Origin of the sequence: Bacillus sp. FSL M7-1020 (assembly GCF_038050415.1) — a bacterium.
Classification (GTDB): Bacteria; Bacillota; Bacilli; order Bacillales; family Bacillaceae_G; genus Bacillus_A; species Bacillus_A toyonensis.
In genome coordinates, this window is record NZ_JBBOTW010000001.1 from 1,666,036 (window position 1) to 1,689,655 (window position 23,620).

19 protein-coding genes and 2 pseudogenes are annotated in these 23,620 nt (G+C 34.3%); 18 read left to right on the forward strand and 3 right to left on the reverse strand.

The genetic code is table 11. From position 1 onward, the window contains the following. Positions 1-31: 31 nt before the first annotated feature. The 7 genes from cydA to MHB70_RS08605 all read left to right on the forward strand — a co-directional run bounded on the left by cydA (position 32) and on the right by MHB70_RS08605 (position 9,718). Positions 32-1,435, forward strand: a complete 1,404-nt coding sequence (gene cydA, locus MHB70_RS08575) for a cytochrome ubiquinol oxidase subunit I (RefSeq protein WP_061529885.1) — start codon at positions 32-34, stop codon at positions 1,433-1,435. Then, complete coding sequence (gene cydB, locus MHB70_RS08580; RefSeq protein ID WP_000950090.1) at positions 1,422-2,438, forward strand: cytochrome d ubiquinol oxidase subunit II; 1,017 nt, start codon at positions 1,422-1,424, stop codon at positions 2,436-2,438. Before cydA ends, cydB begins: the two co-directional genes overlap by 14 nt. Further along, a complete protein-coding gene (cydD, locus tag MHB70_RS08585) occupies positions 2,438-4,159 on the forward strand; it encodes a thiol reductant ABC exporter subunit CydD (protein ID WP_000824052.1) in 1,722 nt (573 codons plus the stop codon). Before cydB ends, cydD begins: the two co-directional genes overlap by 1 nt. After that, a complete protein-coding gene (cydC, locus tag MHB70_RS08590) occupies positions 4,156-5,880 on the forward strand; it encodes a thiol reductant ABC exporter subunit CydC (RefSeq protein WP_061529886.1) in 1,725 nt (574 codons plus the stop codon). The genes cydD and cydC overlap by 4 nt, the downstream gene beginning before the upstream one ends. Positions 5,881-6,179: 299 nt before the next feature. After that, the gene (locus tag MHB70_RS08595) at positions 6,180-8,741 is read left to right on the forward strand and encodes a glycosyltransferase (RefSeq protein ID WP_061529887.1); all 2,562 of its coding nucleotides are present in this window, start codon (positions 6,180-6,182) and stop codon (positions 8,739-8,741) included. Between the two features lie 219 nt (positions 8,742-8,960). Beyond that, positions 8,961-9,182: a hypothetical protein gene (locus MHB70_RS08600; RefSeq protein ID WP_000459109.1), complete on the forward strand. Its 222-nt coding sequence runs from the start codon at positions 8,961-8,963 to the stop codon at positions 9,180-9,182. Positions 9,183-9,271: 89 nt separating this feature from the next. Then, positions 9,272-9,718 carry a DUF6376 family protein gene (locus MHB70_RS08605; protein WP_000695299.1) on the forward strand — a complete coding sequence of 149 codons (447 nt, stop codon included), beginning with the start codon at positions 9,272-9,274 and terminating at the stop codon, positions 9,716-9,718. 87 nt (positions 9,719-9,805) lie between these two features. On the opposite strand, the gene MHB70_RS08610 is transcribed toward MHB70_RS08605, so the two are convergent. Further along, on the reverse strand, positions 9,806-10,807 hold the full coding sequence (locus MHB70_RS08610; RefSeq protein ID WP_000602822.1) for a S66 family peptidase: 1,002 nt from the start codon (positions 10,805-10,807) through the stop codon (positions 9,806-9,808). A 204-nt stretch (positions 10,808-11,011) separates the two neighbouring features. On the opposite strand from MHB70_RS08610, the gene MHB70_RS08615 reads away from it, so the two are divergent. Then, positions 11,012-11,965 (forward strand): D-alanyl-D-alanine carboxypeptidase family protein, encoded by a 954-nt coding sequence (locus MHB70_RS08615; protein ID WP_001080885.1) that lies wholly within the window; start codon positions 11,012-11,014, stop codon positions 11,963-11,965. A gap of 244 nt (positions 11,966-12,209) precedes the next feature. Next, positions 12,210-12,812 carry a nitroreductase family protein gene (locus MHB70_RS08620; RefSeq protein ID WP_176548844.1) on the forward strand — a complete coding sequence of 201 codons (603 nt, stop codon included), beginning with the start codon at positions 12,210-12,212 and terminating at the stop codon, positions 12,810-12,812. 142 nt (positions 12,813-12,954) lie between these two features. Here MHB70_RS08620 and MHB70_RS08625 read toward each other — a convergent pair whose 3' ends face one another. Continuing rightward, positions 12,955-13,125, reverse strand: coding sequence for a hypothetical protein (locus MHB70_RS08625; protein WP_000789336.1), 171 nt, complete (start codon positions 13,123-13,125; stop codon positions 12,955-12,957). Positions 13,126-13,805: 680 nt separating this feature from the next. Here MHB70_RS08625 and entFM point away from each other — a divergent pair. Further along, positions 13,806-15,095, forward strand: coding sequence for an enterotoxin EntFM (gene entFM / locus MHB70_RS08630; protein ID WP_061529889.1), 1,290 nt, complete (start codon positions 13,806-13,808; stop codon positions 15,093-15,095). A 96-nt stretch (positions 15,096-15,191) separates the two neighbouring features. Here the strand turns inward: entFM and MHB70_RS08635 are convergent, their stop codons facing one another. After that, entirely contained in the window at positions 15,192-15,956 is a 765-nt protein-coding gene (locus MHB70_RS08635; RefSeq protein ID WP_001194291.1) for an alpha/beta fold hydrolase, read from the reverse strand. Positions 15,957-16,196: 240 nt separating this feature from the next. On the opposite strand from MHB70_RS08635, the gene MHB70_RS08640 reads away from it, so the two are divergent. The 8 genes and pseudogenes from MHB70_RS08640 to MHB70_RS08675 all read left to right on the forward strand — a co-directional run bounded on the left by MHB70_RS08640 (position 16,197) and on the right by MHB70_RS08675 (position 23,605). Beyond that, positions 16,197-17,957, forward strand: a complete 1,761-nt coding sequence (locus MHB70_RS08640) for an ABC transporter ATP-binding protein (protein ID WP_000453894.1) — start codon at positions 16,197-16,199, stop codon at positions 17,955-17,957. Between the two features lie 86 nt (positions 17,958-18,043). Then, a complete protein-coding gene (hitR, locus tag MHB70_RS08645) occupies positions 18,044-18,721 on the forward strand; it encodes an envelope stress response regulator transcription factor HitR (protein ID WP_000612405.1) in 678 nt (225 codons plus the stop codon). After that, positions 18,718-19,791: an envelope stress sensor histidine kinase HitS gene (gene hitS, locus MHB70_RS08650; protein ID WP_061529890.1), complete on the forward strand. Its 1,074-nt coding sequence runs from the start codon at positions 18,718-18,720 to the stop codon at positions 19,789-19,791. The genes hitR and hitS overlap by 4 nt, the downstream gene beginning before the upstream one ends. Positions 19,792-19,960: 169 nt before the next feature. Continuing rightward, the gene (locus tag MHB70_RS08655) at positions 19,961-20,680 is read left to right on the forward strand and encodes a 3-ketoacyl-ACP reductase (protein WP_000818985.1); all 720 of its coding nucleotides are present in this window, start codon (positions 19,961-19,963) and stop codon (positions 20,678-20,680) included. Positions 20,681-20,829: 149 nt separating this feature from the next. Beyond that, positions 20,830-21,234, forward strand: a pseudogene (locus MHB70_RS08660) (O-methyltransferase); the annotation flags it as partial. Positions 21,235-21,383: 149 nt separating this feature from the next. Next, positions 21,384-21,651 (forward strand): annotated as a pseudogene (locus MHB70_RS08665) (O-methyltransferase); the annotation flags it as partial. Positions 21,652-21,784: 133 nt separating this feature from the next. Continuing rightward, the gene (locus tag MHB70_RS08670; RefSeq protein ID WP_061529891.1) at positions 21,785-22,657 is read left to right on the forward strand and encodes an aminoglycoside 6-adenylyltransferase; all 873 of its coding nucleotides are present in this window, start codon (positions 21,785-21,787) and stop codon (positions 22,655-22,657) included. A gap of 117 nt (positions 22,658-22,774) precedes the next feature. Then, the gene (locus MHB70_RS08675; RefSeq protein ID WP_000291210.1) at positions 22,775-23,605 is read left to right on the forward strand and encodes a peptidoglycan-N-acetylglucosamine deacetylase; all 831 of its coding nucleotides are present in this window, start codon (positions 22,775-22,777) and stop codon (positions 23,603-23,605) included. The last annotated feature ends 15 nt before the right edge of the window (positions 23,606-23,620 follow it).

Below are 23,620 nucleotides of genomic sequence, written 5' to 3' on the forward strand. Positions count from 1 at the left end.
TTATAAAAACTATGAAGGAAGTGATTTTAGTATGGAAACGCTCGAATTGGCACGAATACAGTTCGCATCAACAACGATTTTCCATTACTTTTTTGTTCCGCTGTCAATTGGTTTAGCTTTTATTATTGCAATAATGCAAACGTTGTATGTGGTAAAAGGACAAGAAGTATATAAGAAGATGGCGAAGTTTTGGACGCAATTATTCCTTATTAACTTTGCAGTAGGTGTAGTAACAGGTATTTTACAAGAATTTCAGTTTGGTATGAACTGGTCCACATATTCACGTTTCGTAGGTGATGTATTTGGTCCATCACTTGCAATTGAAGGATTACTAGCATTTTTCATTGAGTCTACATTTTTAGGTTTATGGGTATTCGGTGAAGATAAACTACCGAAGCGAATTCACTTACTATGTATTTGGCTCCTTTCAATTGGAACAATGTTATCAGCGTTTTGGATTTTAACTGCAAGTGCATTTATGCAGTCACCTGTAGGGTATGAAATGGCAGCAGATGGCCGAGCGCAAATGAATGACTTTTTAGCGATTATTCAAAATCCACAATTATGGGTACAGTTCCCGCATACAATTACAGCGGCAATTGCAACAGGTGCATTCTTTATTGCGGGTGTAAGTGCATGGAAAATTACAAAAGGACAAGAAACTGTAGTATTTAAAAAATCGTTCCGAATTTCTATCATTGTTGGAACGATTACAACAGCGCTTGTATTGTTCTTCGGTCATGCACAAGCACAACAATTAATTAAGACACATCCAATGAAAATGGCTGCAGCTGAAGCGCTATGGAATACGAGTGAGGATCCAGCGCCATTTACAGTATTTGCGAAAATTGATACAGAGAAGAAAGAAAATTCATTTGAAATTCAAATCCCTTATATGCTAAGTCTATTGTCGTATGATAAGTTTAGCGGTCAAGTTGAAGGGATGAATCAAATTCAAAAACAATATGAAGAAAAATACGGACCTGGAGATTATATTCCTCCAGTGCATACGATGTTTTGGAGTTTTAGAGCAATGGTAATGAGTGGAACATTCATGTTACTTCTAGGAGCTTACGGATGGTTCTTATCAAGAAAAGATCGTTTAGCTGAAAAAACGTGGTATTTAAAAGTAATGGTGTATGCAATTTCTCTTCCGTTCATCGGTAATACAGTAGGATGGATTATGACTGAAATGGGTCGTCAGCCTTGGGTAGTATTTGGTGTAATGAAAACAGAAGATGCTGTATCACCCAATGTAACATTCGGTGAAGTATTATTCTCACTTATTTCATTCACATCAATGTATTTAATTATGGGTGGAATTTGTGTGTACTTATTTGTTCGTGCTATTAAGGGACATACGAATAAGAAAACGAAAAAGGATTATCAAAGCCATGATCCATTTGATAAGGAGGAAGAGTATGTTATCTCTTAATGAGTTGTGGTTTTTAGTTATTGCAATCTTATTTGTTGGATTCTTCGTACTGGAAGGTTTCGATTTTGGTGTAGGAATGGTTTCAAGGTTTTTAGGAAAGAATGATTTTGAAAAACGAGTTTACTTGAATACAATAGGACCGTTCTGGCACGCGAATGAAGTATGGCTTGTTTGTGCTGGTGGCGCTATGTTTGCGGCATTTCCGCACTGGTATGCAACTTTATTTAGTGGTTTTTATGTTCCCTTTGTATTTATGCTACTTGCTTTAATTTTAAGAGGTGTTTCCTTTAAATTCCGGGCGAAAATAGATAATCATAAATGGAAGAGTGCATGGGATTGGGGTATGTTTATTGGAAGTATGCTACCTCCGATCCTTTGGGGAGTTGCGATTGCAAACTTTATGGTAGGTGTACCTATCGATGAGAGTAAAAATGTTGTAGGTGGATTCTTGCAATTACTTCATCCATTTGCGTTACTTGGAGGAGTAATGTTCCTTCTGCTATGTATTGTTCATGGACTACAATTCCTTACAATACGTACAACGGGTAAATTGAGAGAACGTGCACGAATTGCTGCAATAAAAATTGCACCATTTTCATTAATAACACTTCTTATTTTTGCTGGTATAGGGTTATGGAAAACCGATATTTTCACTGCCCATGGTACAGAATGGATTATGGTACCAATTGGAGCTTTTGTAGCACTATTAGCGTCCACTTTATTAAATAAAAGAAGAAGAGATGGTTGGGCTTTCTTTATGACGAGTTTAACAATCATTTTACTAAGTGCGAGTGTATTTATCGGTATGTTCCCACGTGTTATGATTAGCTCTTTAGGAGCAATGAATGATTTGACAATTTACAACGCAGCATCAGGAGCTTATGCATTAAAACTTATGACTTACTTTGCGATTGCTATTTTGCCTTTCGTTATCGGAAGTCAAATATGGAGTTATTATGTATTTAGACAACCTGTTAAGTCAGACAATGATTTGGAGTACTAATGAAAAGAAAAAGAGGACTTCCGTCTTATCCCGGTAGCCGTATGTTATATGTAGCGTTAACGATTATTAGTATTTTAGAAGCTTTTAGTATTATTGCGCAAACAGTGTTTTTAGCGAGAGCTATTACGTTTTTATTTAATGGAGAAACAGTGCAATCTGTGTTGAATGAAACTGTTTATTTTGGGGTCATGTTTGCAGCGCGCCACATGTTGGTTCGAATATCACAAATTTTAGTGGAACGTTTCGCTGAAAAAACAGGATCGTTGCTAAGAAAGCAATTAATAGAGGCATATTTCACGTTAGGACCAAGATATGTTCAAACTGTCGGAACAGGTCATCTGGTTACCTTATCGATTGAAGGGATTGAAAAATTTAAAACATATATTGAATTGACAATCCCTAAAATGATTAGAAGTAGTATCGTTCCGGGATTAATTGTACTATATGTTTTTACGCTGGATATTAAGTCTGGAATTATTTTAGTTGTAACGATTCCTATTGTAATCATATTTATGATTCTTTTAGGATTAGCAGCGCAGAAAATGGCTGATAGTCAATATGAAACATATCGTGTACTTTCTAATCATTTTGTAGATACGTTAAAAGGGTTAGAAACATTAAAGTATTTAGGGAAAAGTAAACAGCACGAAGGAAAGATTGAAAAGGTTAGTAAAAGATATAGAAAAGCAACGATGCGTACTTTGCGAGTTGCTTTTCTTTCTTCTTTTGCATTAGATTTCTTTACAAGTTTATCAATTGCGTTTGTGGCAGTAGGTTTAGGAATTCGTTTAATAGACGGAACGATTCTTTTATTGCCTGCTCTTACAATATTAATTTTAGCTCCGGAATATTTTCTACCGATTAAGCAAGTTGGAGCGAATTATCATGCTACATTAGATGGCCAACTTGCGATGGAACAAATAGAGGGAATTCTACAGCAACAAAAAGAAATAGAAAAGAAAGATTCAAATGTAGATATAGTATGGAATTCTTCAAGTAGCTTGAAATTACAAGATGTAAAAGTAAATAACGATGAATCTAAAAAGGCTATATTAGAGGGAATTGACTTTGCTTGGCAAGGTAACGGTGCTATAGGCATTATTGGTGAAAGTGGGGCAGGGAAATCAACGTTAATCGATGTGTTAGCAGGATTTCTCTCTCCGTCCGGTGGGAAAGTGTTAGTAAATGGTGTGGGAATTGACGGATCTACTCGTGAAGATTGGCAAAAAAATATTGCTTATATTCCACAGCAACCATATATTTTCCCACTTTCATTAAAAGATAATATTTGTTTCTACGAGACAAATACAACGGATGAAGAAATGAAGAAAGTTATTCATGATGTAGGGCTTAGCTCACTCATTGCATCCCTTCCAAATGGGATGGATGAAAGAATTGGAGAAGGTGGACGTATGCTTAGTGGCGGACAAGAACAACGTGTCGCTATGGCGCGTGCACTTTTAAGTAAAAAACCAATCATTTTATTAGATGAACCTACGGCGCATCTTGATATTGAAACTGAATTTGAAATAAAGCAATCGATGTTACGTCTGTTTGAAGGTAAGTTAGTATTTCTTGCAACACATCGTCTGCATTGGATGAAACAAATGGATCATATTTTTATTTTAAATAAAGGGAAAATTAAAGAAAGTGGAACGTATGAAGAACTGTTAAAGAAAGAGACATTACATTTTCATAGGGAAGAGAGGGGAGAGAAATGAGTAACTGGATTAAACCTTATATACAGCAAAATAAAGGTAGAATGACTTTAACTATTTTCCTTGGGCTTCTTGGAGTTAGTTCAGGTGCGATGTTACTTTTTATTTCAGGTTATTTAATCTCTAAATCTGCTCTTAGACCAGAAAATGTAATGGCTGTATATGTTCCGATTGTTGCAACACGTGCGTTTAGTATAGGGCAAGCTGTTTTCCATTATATAGAGCGTTTAGTGGGACATGATGTCGTACTACGCATATTAGAACGAATGAGAACGAAACTATACAGAATAGTAGAACCACAGGCGTTATTTTTCCGTTCGCGATTTCAAACGGGTGATGTGTTAGGCGTACTATCCGAAGATATAGAGCATTTACAAAACCTATATTTACGTACAATATTCCCTAGTATATTAGCACTAGTTGTATATAGCATTTTCGTACTTGTTATCGGTACATTTGACTTCGTATTTGCACTGATTGCTGGTTGTATGTTAGCTATTATCGTTTTTCTTCTTCCATTCGTATCATTACTATTGATGAGGCGACATCATGTTACTTTAAAGCAGGGAAGAAGCCGTTTGTATCAACAACTAACAGACGCAGTCTTTGGATTATCGGATTGGCAGGCAAGTGGTCGAAAAGATGAATTTATTAATGAGTATGTAGAGCAAAATAATCGATTGTTAAAAACAGAGAAGAGATTGAAACGCTGGTATCATATTCGAGACAGTCTCATTCATTTAGTAGTAGGTATTGTAGTTATTTCAATGATTATATGGACTGGGAATGAAGCGGCAAGTGAACAGATTGCACCTACAGTTATCGCGGCCTTCGTATTAATGACTTTATCTGTAACGAATGCGCTTATTCCGATTTCAGATGCCATCGATCGAATCCCATCTTATGTAGAATCTGCTCATCGTCTGAATCGTGTAGAAAGTGATAGTGTTTTACATGATGAAATGGATTTGCATGAAGATAAGGATTACGGTGCACCAAAACATGTAGATATTGAACTGAATCATATATCGTATAGTTATCCAGATAGTAACGAGACTGTATTAAAAGATATATCGTTACAAATAAAAGCAGGAAAGAAAATTGCCATTTTAGGTAGAAGTGGGACAGGGAAATCTACTTTACTAAAATTGTTAACAGGGGCGTTAAGTCCGGTACATGGCCAAGTTTTATTGAATGGTGAACAAGCCCATACGAATCTTTTATCCAAATATATTTCTGTATTAAATCAAAAACCGCATTTGTTCGATACGACAATTGGAAACAATGTGCGAATCGGTAAACCAGAGGCTAATGATGAAGAGATATGGAATGCTTTAGAGAAAGCACAATTAGCTTTGCATATCGCTTCTCTTCCAGATGGATTACAAACAAAAATGCATGAAATGGGGAAGAGATTTTCTGGTGGAGAAAGACAAAGGGTTGCTTTTGCTAGAACGCTTATGCAAGAAGCGCCGATTATTGTACTTGATGAACCTACTATCGGGTTAGATCCAAAGACAGAGTTATCTTTAATAGAAACAATGTTTTCTGCAACGGAAGAAAATACAGTCATTTGGATTACGCATCATCTTGTAGGAATTGAACATGTAGATGAAGTTATATTCCTTGATCGTGGTCAAATTGTAATGCAAGGAAGTCATGAGCAATTACTTAAAGAAAATGAGAGATATCGTATGCTTTATGAGCTAGATAAAGGAATATAATTTGATTAAGTACTTATCGTAAAAATAGCTGCACCTTATGGTGTAGCTATTTTTTGTTAAGAAATATATATTCATTTCAACGTATAGATTTATTTGGCTCAATACTGCTTTAGGATGGTAATCATTATGAATGGAAAGCTGTAAATCAAATGTCTGTATTATTGAATGTGTATATATAGGAGTGAAAAGTAGGATATTTTGTTACGCGCTTGCATAAAAGTATAAAGGTTCCATACGGTTTTAGTCATGTGATTTTGTGTCGCGTATATAAATAATATGCGAAAAGGTGGAGGAATAAGATGAGAGGTCATTTTGAAAAAAGTAAAGAGGCGATAGATCGAATGCCATTGGTGAGTGTATTAATTCCTACTTATAATCGTCCTCACTACTTTGAAAAAGCATTATGTAGTGTGTTAGAACAAACATATCCTAACATAGAAATTATTATTGGAGATGATAGTACGAATGACGAAACAGAAAAGGTATTACAAAAATATTTGTGTAAGTATTCAAATATTAATTATATAAAAAATAGCTCAACTCTAGGGCAATTTGAAAATGCACTTATGTTATGTAATGAGGCGAACGGCGAGTATATTAATTTTTTAATGGATGATGATATATTTCATGTTAATAAAATTGAAAAAATGATGAAATATTATGTCAATGATTTAAATCATGAAATTAAGCTCGTAACATCCCATCGCCAAGTAATTGATGATGAAGAGAACGAATTAAGACATATTTATTCAACAGTACGTCTATTTGAAAATGACACAATAGTAGATGGGGTGGAATTAGCAAATAGGGTAATTGTAAATCAAAAGAATTATATAGGAGAACCTACAACGGTATTATTTCGTAAAAATGATTTGAAAGAACCGTATGGTATGTTTGATAAAAGGAGGTATCTATGCAACGTAGATATCGCCTCATGGTTATCCTTATTAAGTAAAGGAAAAGCAGTATATATAGCGGAGACACTTAGTTACTTCCGATTACATCCAGGCCAACAGTTAAATGAATCTAATAAACTTATGGATGGATTAGAAGATTTTTCACATAGTATTATAGTTGGAGAAAAATATGGTTTTTTAGCTAATGAAACAGAGTTAGACAAAGCAATAACTAATTTTCTAGACTATGCAAGAAGAATAGTTCCATCATCACTATTATATACATTAGATTTTTATCAACAAATTAAGCTAAAGAAAATTAATATAGAAAAGAAAAAACAATATATGAATTATAACTCTCATTTACCGAAAGTTAGCATACTTATTCCTGCCTACAATAAACCTCATTATTTGGAATTAGCTCTCAAAAGTGCTTTGAATCAAAAATATGAAAATATTGAAATAATAATTTCTGACGACAGTACGAACGTTGAAGTTCACGCGATGATCCAACCATATTTACGTGAATATGAATGCATTACATATGTTAGAAGTGAAACCCCATTAGAAGCTGAGAACTTTAATAAATGTATAGAACTTGCAACTGGAGAGTATATAAACTTTTTATTAGATGATGACTTATTTCATCCTGAAAAGATTAAAAGAATGATGAATTGTTTTTTTAGAATGGAAAACATTTCGTTTGTGACATCATATCGGGAACTAATTGATGAGAATGGAGAGGTTTTACCACCATCAACATTGAATATGAAAATTGCCAAAGAAACTACACTTTTTGAAGGGAAAGAATTAGGGAATTATATGTTAAAAAACTTGAAAAATGTAGTTGGTGAACCTACAACAGTTCTGTTTAATCGGAAGTTTTTTGGAGGGGAGTTTGGTTGTTTTAAGGGGAAAGCTTATTCTGCTATTCATGACATTGCAACATGGCTCGATATGATGAAGAAAGGTAGAGTCGTTTATATACAGGAACCTCTTAGTTATTTTAGACAGTATAGTGGACGAAATCAAAAGGAAAAGCAGTTTATATTCATGACAATTGGGGAATGGATTGAATTAATAATAGATGCATATAATAGTGGATTTTTAAATGATGAGCAAGATTATAAAGAGTGCTTGACTTATTGTTTGGAAAATGCGGTGTTCATAATGAAAGATGCAGTAAGAGGTGGGCAATTAAATGAAATTGATAATGGAAAGATAGAGAAGGCACTAAATAAGGTAGTTACTCGTATATTTGAGAAAGAAGTATGTTATTGTCAATATTGCAATCAACAATTTGCAAAATTTTCCCCTTGGCCAGCACATTACGATTTTCCAAAATATAAATTCGAGATGTGGAATAAAGATACGGGGATTTGTCCGGTATGTGATTCGATGGATCGTGAAAGGTTATATCGTGTTTATATTGAAATGGAAACTGATTTATTAAGTGGAAATGATACTGTACTTCATATTGCACCGGAAGCAAAGGTAAGAGGATGGTTTAGTCAGTATAAAAACATTACATATGTATGTGGAGATATTGAACCGAAGGATCCGTTAATGAAAGAAATAGATGTTACAAGAATTGTATATGAAAATAACACATTTGATGTGATTTTATGTAACCATGTATTAGAACGCGTTTTCGATGATGAAAAAGCGATGCGAGAGTTATATAGAATATTAAAGCCAAATGGATGGGGAATTATTCAAGTGCCAATCGTAATGAATGTAGATTCTATTATAGAGAATGAATTAATTGTAACACCGAAATTAAGAAAATTAGCTTTTGGTCATGAAGATCATGTAAGAATTTATAATCAATCAGGATTTATTCAACGATTAATGAATGCAGGATTTAAGGTGGAACTGTATAACATAGCTGAAAAACAAGGAATGAAAAGCGCTAAGAAATTTGGGTTATCTGAAACAGATATGCTCTATATTGTCCGAAAATGATAGGCAAGAGATGTGTATTGAGGGGAAGTGATATCCCCCATCTACAGGGGGGAAGGACCTTTAAAACAACGTTTTGAAGAAGCGTTCATTCTTTAAAAAAAGAATGAATGCTTCTTATTTTAATTATAGAGCAGCGTGTATCGTATTTTTAGGTTTTAAATTTAGTTGACCAAGGCAATACTGAGCCATAGTGAATGTAAAGTTGGAGGGCGAGTGTATATGTTTGATGAGGATGGGATTGTTTTAATTATGGAACCAGCTGATGAAAGAAACTTGAGGAGATTTATTTTTACAGTGCCAAAGTCAGTTTATGAAAAGAAGGGGCTGTCATTACACTATGGAACAGCTATAGGACAAGGATATATGGATATAATTGAAGATATTATTAGCGTACATATAGAAATTGATGTTGTAACAATAATAGGGCATGTAAGTGGGTAAATTGCTATTTGAAAAAAGGTTATAAGCAATTAAGCTAGAAGTTATGAAGGGAAGCTTACAGACAATTATAAAGACGAAGGGAATCTAAAATGAAAATAAAATCAACTTTATTAGTATTGATAGTTTCAATTGGTTTAATAGGTTGTTCGATAGTAGAGGAAGGAAAGAACTCATTAGATTATGCTCAAAAGGCAACAGACTATGTGAATGAAATAAGCGCATTTGCAAATGAAGCTCCAGCGTTAGCGGAAAAGGCTGTTAATGATAAAGAAGCCCGAAAAGAATTGGAAGCGAAGCTAAATGAAATTAAACAAGATATACCAGCTTTTAATGAATTAACACCACCAGATGTTGCGAAGGATCTTCACCAACAAATCGTCGGATATAATGAAAAGTTAAATACATTAATTGATACGTCTATGAAGAAGGTAGAGGAAGGGAAAATTGATGTAGAGCAATTTAAAAACTCTGAGCTTATGCAGACGATGGATCAAGTGCGAGATTTGAAAGATAAGATACAAAATTTAGGTCAATAATGAAAAGCTCCGTTTTTCATAAACGGAGCTTTTCATTGTTTTCTAACGGTAAGTTCATTATATTTTCTTCCTATAATATAAGTGTGCTTAGACCGTCCATTTTTCTAAAATATGTATCGTTTTATTGGTCGCATCCAACTTAATTGGAATACCTATGGGCATAGTGATCATTGGATGCGTATGACAACAATCAAAGTCAGCTAGAAAAGGGATTCTTTGATTTTGTAGTACTTCTAATAGTATTTCGTAAGGTTTTCGATTCGTACCGCAATCATCAAATTGCTCATGTTTTCCAAGAATGATACCAGAGACTTTATCAAATACTCCGTTAAGTTTAAGTAAGGAAAAGCTTCTTTCAATAGTAGCTGCATCTTTTGAGCTATCTTCAATAAATAGAATATCACCTTCTTGAATAGGTGGCATATAAGGACTACCCCAAATTCCTTGTATTGTATTTAAGTTCCCGCCAATCATACGCCCAGTAGCTTGTCCATTCGTTACAGAAATCCAATTATTTGGTCTAAGTTCTTTTTCTTTCATTTTTTCTTCCCAATTAATAAATTCATCTGACCAAAATAACGGTTGCTTTATATTGTAAGGAAGAGGTTGATCGTTTAGTAATGTTTCTGAAAAATATTTGTATGTGTCATCTACAAAAGGCTCAAATTCTCCAAAAGAAGGAACGAGTGCAGGACCGTAAAATGTAGGAGTTCCTGTTTTTGCATAAATTCCTAGTAATAAAGCTGATACGTCTGAATATCCAATCATTATTTTAGGGTTATTTCGAAAAGTATCATAATCGATATAAGGTAATAATGAATTGGAATTCATCCCACCAATTGTTGACATGATACAAGAAATATTTGGATTTCTTATCAAATCATTTAGTTCATCAGCACGCTCTTGTATGCTGCCAGAACGATAATAATCATATTGATTTGTAAGTGAACCTTCCAATATATGAAACCCTTTCTGTTTTAAGTAAGATTTTGCTCGTTCAAACCTTTTTGGGGAAGTGTAGGTTGCTGGTGAAGAGGGCGAATAAATCCCAATAGTATCGCCGTATTTTAATGGTTTTGGAAGTATCATTTGTATGAATCCTTTCTATTAAATAGTTTGTTTATGAATTTATCATTGAATATTCTTATATTTCAGTATTCATAGTGTAACATAAATAGATTGAAATAATAATTGTTGTATATGAATAAATATACTTTTTACCTTGACGATATGCAGGAATTGTTGTTATGGTTGACTGTGAGTGTATAAAAGGTTTGCTAAAGGAGTTTTGAAATGAATCGGTTGAAATGGGGAAGAGTAACAATCCTATTAGTCATTATTTTAGGGATATGTTGGTTCTTATTCCAAGGAACTCAAAAGAGTACAACAAATGTAGAGGGACCACCTTTACAAGTGGCAGAGCTACCTAAAACTGGGTTAACTGAAAAAGTAGTTCCGTCAAAGTACATCCCACCAAAAGTTGATGCAAAAGCAGCTATGATTATCGATGCGAGTAATGGAGATGTTATTTATCAACATAACGAAAATGAAGCTTTTGCGCCAGCTAGTATGTCTAAGATGATGACAGCGTACCTTTTATTAGAGAGTGTACATAATGGGAAAGTTCGCTGGGAAGATCCGGTGAAAATGAGTGAGAAAGCAGCGCAAACAGAGGGTGCGAGAATCCCAGTCCAAGTGAATGACACATTGACTGTGAAAGACTTGTACCATGCATTAATGATTGAATCGGCAAATAATTCGGCGGTGGCGTTAGCAGAACATATGGCAAAGACGGAGAAAGATTTCGTTCAACTTATGAATGCAAAAGCGAAACAGTTAGAAATGTCGGAACATGCTAAATTCGCAAATGCATCAGGGCTACAAGAGCCTGATGGAAGTGAGACTAAGATGACAGCTGCCGATGTAGCAAAACTGGCGTATCATCTTATAAAAGATTATCCGGAGATATTAGAAGTGACTCACTTACGTCAAAGTCAGTTAGCATTTAATAATATTAATGTTATCAGTACAAATGACATGCTAAACAAAAATAATAAAAGTTTATATATAGAAGGAATAGACGGATTAAAAACAGGATTTACAGATAGTGCAGGGTACTGTTTTACAGGTACTGCAAAACAAGGAGATACTCGAATTATTACAGTAGTCATGGGGACTTCCAGTAAAACAAAACGTTTTACAGAGACGAATAAGTTAATGTCATATACATTTGGATTAGTTAATTAAGTAAAATGCTAAGTTAGAACATTACATGAGGAAGGCAGTTTATTGTTACTTATTTTTAGTAACGATAAACTGCTTTTTTATTTAAAACACGGGAAGTAAAAAGGTAAAAAATGTGAGAGTTATTATTTGAGTTTATCAATGTTTATTGATAGTATAAAGTTATAAACTTATTAATAATAAGTTTGAAGGGGCGTTGTATGATGTATACATATGAAATAGCCTCAATTGAAAATTGGAGGGAATTATGATGGCAAAAGATTTTTACTCAGCAATTGAAGACAGAAGATCTATTTATGCAATTAGTAAAGAGCAAGTAGTTTCTGATGAGAAAATTCAAGAAGTGATTTATCATGCTGTAAAACATACACCTTCAGCTTTTAATTCTCAAAGTGCTCGTGTTGTTGTTTTGTTAGGAGAACAACATGATAAATTATGGGATCTTACGAAAGAAACATTACGGAAAATTGTACCTGAAAATAACTTTGCACCTACAGAAGAAAAAATGAATGCATTTAAAAGTGGTTATGGAACGGTTTTATACTTTGAAGACAGTGAAGTAGTGGAAGGGCTTCAAGAAAAATTTGCACTATATAAAGAGAACTTTCCAACTTGGTCACAGCAATCCTCAGGGATGTTACAATTTGCAATTTGGACAGCTTTAGAAATTGAAGGATTTGGTGCTACATTGCAACATTATAATCCATTAATTGATGAAAAAGTAAGAAAAGAATGGGATATTCCAGAAAACTGGAAACTCACTGCGCAAATGCCATTTGGTAAACCAGTAGTACTTGCTGGCGAAAAAGAGTTCCAACCATTAGAAAATCGTGTGAAAATTTATAAATAAGGTAGAAATTATAAAAGGTGAACAGAGATACGACCTGTTCACCTTTTATTATCCCGCATTAACGGCCCGCAAACGCCCGATTGGTGAAGGATAATAATTAGTGGGAGATGCAAAAAATCCTTACTACTTATAAAGTTTCACTTTATAAGTAGTAAGGATTTTTTTGTTGGCAATTTTTCATCTGATTTTTCAATTCTTTTTTACGTGTTTCAATAGTTGATATTTTTTGTAATGTTATAAATGAAACGAACTGAATAGAGGCGTAGTATAATTCTATATTTTTGTTTATGTGATCGTCTATTATGTTTTTCACAAATGCACCTCCTTGTTCATTACTAGTAAGACTACAATTTGGAATGGTGGAAGTCGGCAGTCCTTGCACATCTCTTTGTTGATAAGAGTTTCATATTATATGATTATATAAATAATAACGGAAATATTTCAAAAATTCCATAGTTAGTAAAAAAATAAATAGTCAATGGAGTGTGTATTTTCTTTAACATAGAATGAGGTTTTGAGAACTAAATCTTACAATTCGTCAAATTATTTAAAAAACATAGATCGTATAGGAAATTAGTTTTCTGAAAATATTATACTATTGATTAATTAAGTAATTTTTGCCATGATAAGAGTACGCTTCATGTAATTCATTTTATCAAGAAAACACATAGTTTGTTTTGTATTCGTTAATAAATTTTTTTATTGGATAGAAAATAAGTATTCTATATTGAGATAATGAATGGAATGTCGAATTTTCATGCGATACATAAGAAATTTGAAGAAAATCGTTGCAAAATTACTATGTTTAATGATAAAGTTCACATGAAGTTCACACGGAATTCACTTCATGCATTTAAAATGAAATACGTGTGAAAAATAAAACTCTTGTTAAAAAATGGAACTTGATGAATATTTTACTTTGATAATATTGTAAAGTATTAAGTTTATATGTTTTTTTAAGAGGATAGTAGGGAAAGGAAGTAAAGACAACTTATGAAAAAAGTAATTGCAGGTTTAGCAGCAGCTTCAGTAGCAGGTGTTGCAGTTCCAGGTATGGATTCTGCTCATGCACAAGTTTCGAACGAAGCGCTAAAAGAAATTAATGGACAAACTCAAACACAAACTCAAACGACTGTAACTGAAACAAAAAAAGTAGAAACAACTTCTGAATTAAAATACACAGTAACTGCTGATGTATTAAATGTTCGTTCAGGTGCTGGTACAGGACATAACGTTATTTCTAAAGTAAAACAAGGTCAAGTACTACAAGTAATTGGACAAGAAAACGGTTGGTTCAAAGTAAGTGTAAACGGCCAAACAGGTTATGTAAGTGGTGACTTCGTAACAACTGGTGGTAACAAAGGAACAACTGTTCAACAAGGAACAGGTACTTACACAGTAAACGTTTCTTCACTTAACGTACGTACAGGCCCAAGTACTTCTCATACAGTATTAGGTTCTGTAAATAAAGGGAAAACAGTACAAGTTGTAGGTGAAGTACAAGATTGGTTTAAAATCAACTTCAACGGTGGAACTGGATACGTAAGCAAAGACTTCGTAACAAAAGGTGGTTCTGCTGTATCTAACGAAACACAAAAACCAGCTACAAACAACAACAATACTACTACAGTTCAAACTGGTGGTTCTTATGTTGTTAACACTGGTGCTTTAAAAGTACGTACAGGCCCAGCTACATACAATGCTGTAATTGGTGGGGTAACAAACGGTAAAGTATTAAACGTAACTGGCGCAGAAAATGGTTGGTACAAGATTAACCATAATGGCCGCACAGGTTACGTAAGTGCAGACTATGTTAAGTTTGTAAAAGGTGGAGTGACTGGTGGTAACCAAGGTTCTAACCAAGGTTCTAACCAAGGTTCTAACCAAGTACAAAAACCAACAGCACCTACAGGTGGAGATACGTCTTCAATCGCTGGATTCGCTAGATCTTTAAATGGTTCACCATACAGAACTGCTGGTACAACACCTGCTGGTTTTGACTGCAGTGGATTCATTCACTACGTATTAAATCAAACTGGTCATAAAGGCGCTCGTCAAACAGTTGCTGGATACTGGAGCTCTAAAACAAAAACTAGTAATCCACAACCAGGTGATTTAGTATACTTCCAAAATACTTATAAACCAGGTCCTTCTCACATGGGTGTTTACTTAGGAAACGGTCAGTTCATTAGTGCAGAAACTGATGCAACTGGTGTACGTATTAGTTCTGTAAGCAACTCTTACTGGAGCAAGCACATTTTAGGTTACACAAAAGCATACTAAGAAAAAGTATTTTATACTTTTCGTATAGAGAAAAGGCTTTCCAAGGAAACTTGGGAAGCCTTTTTATAGTTGAATAAATTGGAAGTTTAGTAGTTTTTATTTTAACTTTCCATTTAAAAATCGATCATATAAGTCATGAAAATAGTTAGGACGAAATAAGTTTGCAGCATGTCCTGCTAAAGGTATTTCCTTATATAGAACGTTTGGCAGAATAGATTTTAAATCAAATAGGCAAGATTTATAGAGATGATCTTGTTCACCCATTACCCATAATATAGGGTGGGGAAGTGATTTTAATTTAGATTTTAAATCGAATTCTAACCGGTGTCGTAATGATTGGGCAATTATGGATGAATGTAATTGTAATCCGAAACGGTAGTAAATATTTCTTGAAATGACTGCGAACGGATTCGCTTTTAATATGCCGCTTGGAAAAATAGTATTTGCGTATTGAGAGAGCCATTTAGAGTATTCGTCTCCTCGCTTCTCCCAAAATTTTTGAAATACGTTATATAAAAGGGATGGATTATTATAATGTCCACCAATATGACAAATGCTTAATACCTTTTCCGGGTGCATTTGTGCAAAAATAGTGGAGATATAACAGCCATAGCTTAAAGCGCAAATATGAGCCTCTGTAATACCTTCTTTTTCATATAATTTCAATAATTGATCTACGAGGCGCTGTAATGAAAATTCAATAGCTTCTCCTTTATCGTCGCCGTGACCTAATAAGTCATAAGTTATAATGTTGTAGGAGGCAGAAAATCGTTTATGCTCTTTTTTGAAGGCACGACGATTGCCAACTAAGCCGTGAATAAAAATGATTGTTTCCTTTTCAGAATGTATATTTGTTTGCAAAAAGGATACTCCTTTCAATAACTGGAGATTTATATAGTATTTTAAATTAGTTATCTATAATTCACATACAATAATATTAAGTACCAGGTAATAATATCAGATGTTTATATCTGTTGTAAAGATGAGTTTTTATGTATATTTTGTAAAAATAGAAAAAGTGTGTTTACATTCAGTTTACATTTGTACTGTATTCTAGTTTTAGAAAGAGCAGTTTGGCTTAACACGAGGAGATGAACAGGAATGGAAGTTAGAAATGAAATGAAGAAGAAAGGAAGTTGGAGGCAGTTTTTACGCCTTATTCGAGATACAAATCCTCCGAAAGGGATTCTTGTTTTTGCATTGTTAATGAGTTTGCTTTCTACAGGAGCGAGTTTATTTATTCCGATGTTAACAAAAGGATTAGTAGATAATTTTTCGCTTTCGTCAATTAGTACAGGACAAATTGTTGGGCTAGTTGCCTTCTTTGTCATGCAAACCATTGCTGCAGGATTGTCTATTTATTTACTAAATTATATTGGGCAGAAGATTGTAGCTGGACTGAGAGAACGTTTGTGGAAAAAGGTGCTTGTTTTACCAGTATCTTATTATGATCAAAATAGAACAGGCGATACGATTAGCCGTATGACAAATGATACAGGTGTTGTGAAAACATTAATTTCTGAGCACTTGTCAAATTTATTAACAGGCGGTATTTCAATTGTTGGATCATTAATTGTATTATTTGTTTTAGATTGGAAAATGACAGCTTTACTCTTAACGGTTATTCCGTTGTCTGTATTAATTTTAGTTCCTCTTGGACGAAAAATGTATAAGATTTCAAAAGCGCTTCAAGATGAAACAGCATCTTTTACAAGTGTGTTAACACAGGTGTTATCAGAAATTCGTTTAGTGAAATCTTCAAATACAGAAAAAAGAGAATATGAGACAGGTAATACAGGGATACAAAAGTTATTGCAATTTGGTTTAAAAGAAGGAAAAGTGCAAGCATTAATTTCACCAGTTATGTCGTTTGTTTTAATGGCACTGCTTGTTATTATCGTAGGCTATGGTGGAATGCGAGTTTCTAGTGGTGCATTAACAACAGGTGAACTTGTAGCATTTATTTTATATTTAGTTCAAATTATTATGCCAATGAGCCAGTTATCTATGTTCTTTACACAATTCCAAAAGGCAATTGGTGCAACGGAAAGAATTCATGCGATTTTAGAATATGAAGTAGAAGATCATGAAACTGGTGTGAAGGTTTCGAATGCTAAGCAGTCGATAGTTCTTGAAAATGTACATTTTGAGTATAACGAAGATGAGAAAGTATTGAACAATATTGATTTCACAATTGAATCTGGAAAAGTAACAGCGATTGTAGGTCCAAGTGGTAGCGGAAAAACAACTTTATTTTCATTATTAGAACGTTTTTATGAGCCAACTGGTGGTGCTATTAAATTAGGAAAAGAATCAATTACGAGCTATTCATTGCAGTCATGGCGACGTCAAATTGGTTATGTATCACAAGATAGTCCGTTAATCGATGGAACGATTCGTGATAATATTTGTTACGGTGTTGAGGGCGAAGTGACGGATGCAGAAATTGAAAAAGTAGCAGCTATGGCATATGTTGATGCATTTATTCATGATTTACCAAATGGATATGCAACAGAAGTTGGAGAGCGCGGTGTGAAGCTTTCTGGAGGACAAAGACAGCGAATTGCGATTGCCCGAGCATTACTTCGAAATCCGCAAATTCTTATGTTAGATGAAGCAACTTCAAGTCTAGATAGTAAATCCGAGTCTGTCGTTCAAAAGGCATTAAATAACTTAATGAAAGGCAGAACAACTTTAGTTATTGCACATAGGCTTTCTACGGTTGTAGATGCGGATAAAATTATCTTTATTGAAAAAGGGAACCTTACAGGAAGCGGTACGCACGATGAATTATTACGTACACATGACATGTATCGTGAGTTTGCAACGCAACAATTGAAAATTAAAGAGGGTGCATTATAAAATGAATAATCAGTGGAGGTTGTACTCCGCTGATTATTCATTTTAAAAAAATATAAAAGATGCTTAGTAGAAAGGAAATGGTTCCTTTGATACCTAAAATTTTAATAGTAGACGACGATCCACATATTAGAGAACTCGTTTCTGTTTTTTTAGAGCGGGAAGGCTTTCAAACATATGAGGCAATTGATGGCATAGATGCACTTAGGAAAATGGACGAAGTAAAAGTCGATATGGTTATTCTTGATATCATGATGCCAAATATGGATGGATTTGATGTATGTTTTGAATTAAGAAAATACTATGATATCCCGGTTCTGATGCTAACTGCCAAAGGAGAAACATCACAAAAAGTAAAAGGATTTCACCTTGGGACAGATGATTATCTCGTAAAACCATTTGATCCTATAGAATTAGTAGTGAGAGTAAAGGCGTTACTGAAACGTTACCAAATTACAGTATCGCAATCGATTCAAGTTGGAAATGTACTGTTAAACCGTAAAACGTTTGAAGTGACACTGGGGGAACAAACGGTTACGTTACCGCTAAAAGAATTCGAGTTACTTTTTACATTAGGATCTAAGGCGGGAAGAACTTGTTCGAGAGAGCAATTAATTGAAGAAATATGGGGATATGATTTTGAAGGGAATGAACGTACACTAGACGTTCATATTAATCGGTTACGTGAGAAGTTTCAAGAAGAGAAGTCGAAATTTAGTATTAAAACAATAAGAGGATTAGGGTATCGCTTAGAGGTAAGTAAATGAGAAAAAGAAAACGAATGAGTAAGTTGAAGATGCTGAAAGTATTTGGAGCGGTATTAGCTCTCTTTACTTTTCTTACTATCATTTGGTCTATCGCATTTTATGTAGCAACTAGTTTATTGAATGCTTTTGACGTAAATGTATCGCCGTTTGTTGCCTTTCTAATTAGTGATATGGTCGGTTTTGTATTTATTATTCTTATTTGGACATTAATTGGAATATTAATGAGGCCAAAACGAGAGGCAATGATTTGGACTATTATTGAACCGATACAAAAAATTGCAAAAGGAGACTTCTCCGTAAAAATACGAAATGAAGAAAAGTATGATGGAGAAATTGGCGTGCTCGTAAAAAGTATAAATGATATGACAGATGAACTGAATACGATGGAGAAAATGAGACAAGAGTTTGTATCAAATGTTTCTCATGAAATACAGTCACCATTAACTTCTATAAAAGGATTTGCTAGAGCACTACAAGATGATAATCTTTCTGAGGAAAAAAGAAAGCATTATCTTACCATTATTGAAACTGAAACAACGAGATTATCTAAACTAAGTCAAAACTTATTGAAGCTAACTCTTTTAGAATCCGAAGAGTATACACCAGAAAGAGTGAGCTATCGATTAGATCAACAGTTAAAGCAAATTGTATTAAATAGTGAACCACTCTGGGCTGAAAAAGAAATTGAATTAGATCTTGATTTAGAGAAAGTCCATGTAACTGCAGACCAAGAAAGTATGAGTCAAGTGTGGATTAATTTAATTCATAATAGCATTAAATTTACTCCAAGCGGTGGTACGATCACTATTCAGTTAAAGGAACATGAGACAGTAGTGGGAGTGCGTATCTGTGATTCAGGAATTGGTATATCAGAAGAACAGAAACAACATATTTTTGAGCGTTTTTATAAAGCGGATTCTTCACGAAATCGTGCCTATGGAGGAAGTGGCTTAGGTTTAGCTATTGTAAAAAAAGTACTTGATCTTCATGAAGGAGAAATAAAAGTCGAGAGTGAGGAAGGAAATGGTGCAGAATTTATTGTGTGTATTCCTAAATATGAAGAAAAGTAGTGTTAGGTGGAAAGATTTCTAACACTATTTTTCTTTAAAAAGGCATATATAGCTACTATGGTTACCTATAAGTAACCTACGCACATGAAAGTGCATCATTGCCTTTTTACATAAACATAGATACACTTTTAATATGATAAACAACAGAGAAGATTAAGGAGTGTTATACTTGGCAGAATTATTACAAGGTAAAAATGCTTTAATTACAGGAGCAGGTAGAGGTATTGGTCGTGCTGTAGCGATCGCATTAGCGAAAGAAGGCGTAAATGTAGGTCTTTTAGCTCGTTCAGAAGAAAACTTAAAAGCTGTAGCGAAAGAAGTGGAAGCAGAAGGCGTAAAAGCTGTTATTGCGACTGCTGATGTATCTTCGTATGAAGAGGTAACGACTGCAATTGAAACGTTAAAAAACGGTTTAGGGTCTATCGATATTTTAATTAATAACGCTGGTATTTCTAAATTTGGTAAGTTTTTAGAATTAGACGTTGCTGATTGGGAAAAAATCATTCAAGTAAACTTAATGGGTGTATACTATGCAACTCGTGCCGCTTTACCAAGCATGATTGAACAACAATCTGGTGATATTATTAATATTTCATCTACAGCAGGACAAAAAGGCGCGCCTGTAACAAGTGCATATAGTGCTTCTAAATTTGGTGTTCTTGGCTTAACAGAATCGTTAGCGATGGAAGTTCGTAAACATAACATTCGTGTAACGGCTTTAACTCCAAGTACAGTAGCAACTGATATGGCTGTAGATTTAGGGTTAACTGATGGAAATCCTGATAAAGTAATGCAAGCAGAAGATATTGCAGAGTTTATCGTAGCACAGCTGAAATTAAATAAACGTACATTTATTAAATCAGCAGGACTTTGGTCTACTAATCCGTAAGGGCTACATGTATTAACAAAGAAGGGACATCTATTCTGTAATGGAGTGGGTGTTCCTTCTTTATTTTTTGTATATAAAACGGAATTTTCGGTATAATCAAGTGTGAATGGTAGAAAAGCATAAAAAAACTTTAAGGGGATGGTATATACATGAGTACGATTGAGAAATGGTCGGCTGTTGATCAATATATGAGTGATGTATTAATACCGAAAGATTCTACATTAGAAAGGGTCCTTCAAGCAAACGCTGCAGCTAATTTACCGGCACATGATGTATCGCCAACGCAAGGGAAGTTTTTGCAACTATTAGTACAAATTCAAGGAGCTCGAAACATTTTGGAAATTGGTACTCTAGGCGGATATAGCACGATATGGATTGCAAGGGGCTTACCATCTGGAGGACAAGTTGTTACATTGGAAGCAAATGAAAAACATGCAGAAATTGCACGTAGCAATATTGAACGTGCTAATTTGAATGATAAAATTGAAATACGAACAGGATTAGCGTTAGATTCTTTACAACAAATAAAAAATGAGCAGTATGAACCTTTTGATTTTATCCCGCATTAACGGGCAGTAAGACTCCCACCTCAAAGGTAGGCTAGAGCAAAGAAGTTAGGTGGGAGATCAACTGCCCGTAAACGCCCGATTGGTTCAACTAATAATCAGTGGGGATGAACACCCCCCACTGATTAAAGTTTCACTTTATTTTCATAGATGCTGATAAACAAAATAATCCGACTTATTTTTGAATGGGCACTGAAACTATCACGCCCTGGTACTGTAATTATTGGGGATAACGTAGTACGTGAAGGAGAAGTTATTGACAATACTAGCAGTGATCCTCGTGTACAAGGGATACGTCGTTTCTATGAATTGATAGCTGCAGAGCCGCGTGTAAGTGCTACAGCGCTTCAAACTTTCGGAAGTAAAGGATATGATGGATTTGTAATGGCAGTCGTAAAAAAATAATGTAAGGGGATAAATAGAATGAAAAAGATGTTTAAAAAACTATAACGTGTATCGTGTACATTACAGTTAACTCGTGGACCTCCAGTATACATAACACTATATTATATATCAAAAAATTGGAGGCTATAAGTAGATGAGAACTGAAAAAGAAATGCTAGACTTAATTATAAATACAGCAAAAGAGGATGAAAGAATTCGAGCTGTCATCATGAATGGATCGCGTGTAAATCCAAATGTGAAAAAAGATTGTTTTCAAGATTATGATATTATGTATGTTGTGAATGATATACAATCTTTTATATCTAATCATAATTGGATTCATAGATTTGGAGAAATAATGATTGTACAAATGCCGGAAGAAATGTCATTAATTCCAGCAGATGAAGACGGGAAGTTTCCGTATTTAATGCAGTTCATGGATGGGAATCGGATTGATTTAACACTAGTTCCAGTTGAGTTAATAAAAAAGTTCGTTGGAAAAGATAGTTTAAGTAAACTGCTTCTTGATAAAGATAATTGTCTGGGAGAATTCCCACCAGCAAGCGATAAAGATTACTTAGTAAAAAAGCCTAAGGAAAAAGAGTTTTTAGATTGCTGTAATGAATTTTGGTGGTGCAGTACAAATGTAGGAAAAGGGTTATGGCGCGAGGAGCTTACTTATGCGAAAGGAATGCTTGAAGGCCCAATGCGAGATATGTTAGTTGTAATGCTAGAGTGGCATATTGGTATGAAAACAAAGTTTACAGCTAATGCTGGGAAGTTTGGGAAGTATTTCGAACAATATGTTGAAAAAGATGTCTGGGAGCAGTTTAAAAGGACATTTTCAAATGCAGAGTATGAAAATATTTGGGATTCATTTTTCATAATGGGTAATTTATTTAGGAAAGTTGCGAACGAAATTGCTAACACTTATGAATATCAATATCCGCAAGATGATGATGACAAAGTGACGAGCTATTTAAAGCATGTAAGAAAATTACCGAAAGATAGTAAAGTAATTTATTAAGTATATAAATCAGTAAGACTGTCCTAATTACGGACAGTCTTATTTTTGTTCAGGAATCAGAATTTCTCTAACAAAGTACAGATGAAACACATATGAAATTTTAGGGAGGTTTTTATCATGTATTATTTTTATTCACCAGAAATGTTCGTTCCATTTCCTTTAGGGCTAGAACGCAATATTTCGTACGCTTATATGCCATATCATTCATTTTATTATGGAGACTATGTAAATGCGCTACCATACGCATTACATGTTCCTCAAAATTATGAAGCACAAATGAAAGAAGAGGATCGTGGATCATGGACACCATTTTCATGGGTCGAAAAATATGCGTATGCATTTTCAGGACCATACAATAAAGCGGAAGTAGCTCTTACATTTGATGATGGACCAGATTTAGTATTTACGCCAAAAATTTTAGATAAGTTAAAACAACATAATGTGAAAGCTACTTTTTTCTTGCTCGGTGAAAATGCAGAAAAGTTTCCGAATGTAGTAAAGCGTATTGCAAACGAAGGGCATGTAATTGGTAATCATACGTATAGTCATCCAAATTTAGCGAAAGTAAATGAGGCTGAGTACCATAATCAAATTATAAAAACGGAAGAAATATTAAATCGGTTAGCTGGTTATGCACCGAAGTTTATACGTCCGCCTTACGGTGAAATACTTGAAAATCAATTGAAGTGGGCAACAGAGCAAAATTTTATGATTGTACAGTGGAGTGTTGATACGGTTGATTGGAAAGGTGTAAGTGCTGATACGATTACAAATAATGTGCTAGGGAATTCATTTCCAGGTAGTGTCATACTTCAGCATTCAACTCCAGGTGGGCATTTACAAGGATCTGTAGATGCGCTAGACAAAATCATTCCACAGTTGAAAACGAAAGGAGCGCGCTTTGTAACACTTCCAAGTATGTTCCAGACATCTAAAGAGAGAAAATGAAAATGTTAATAATTG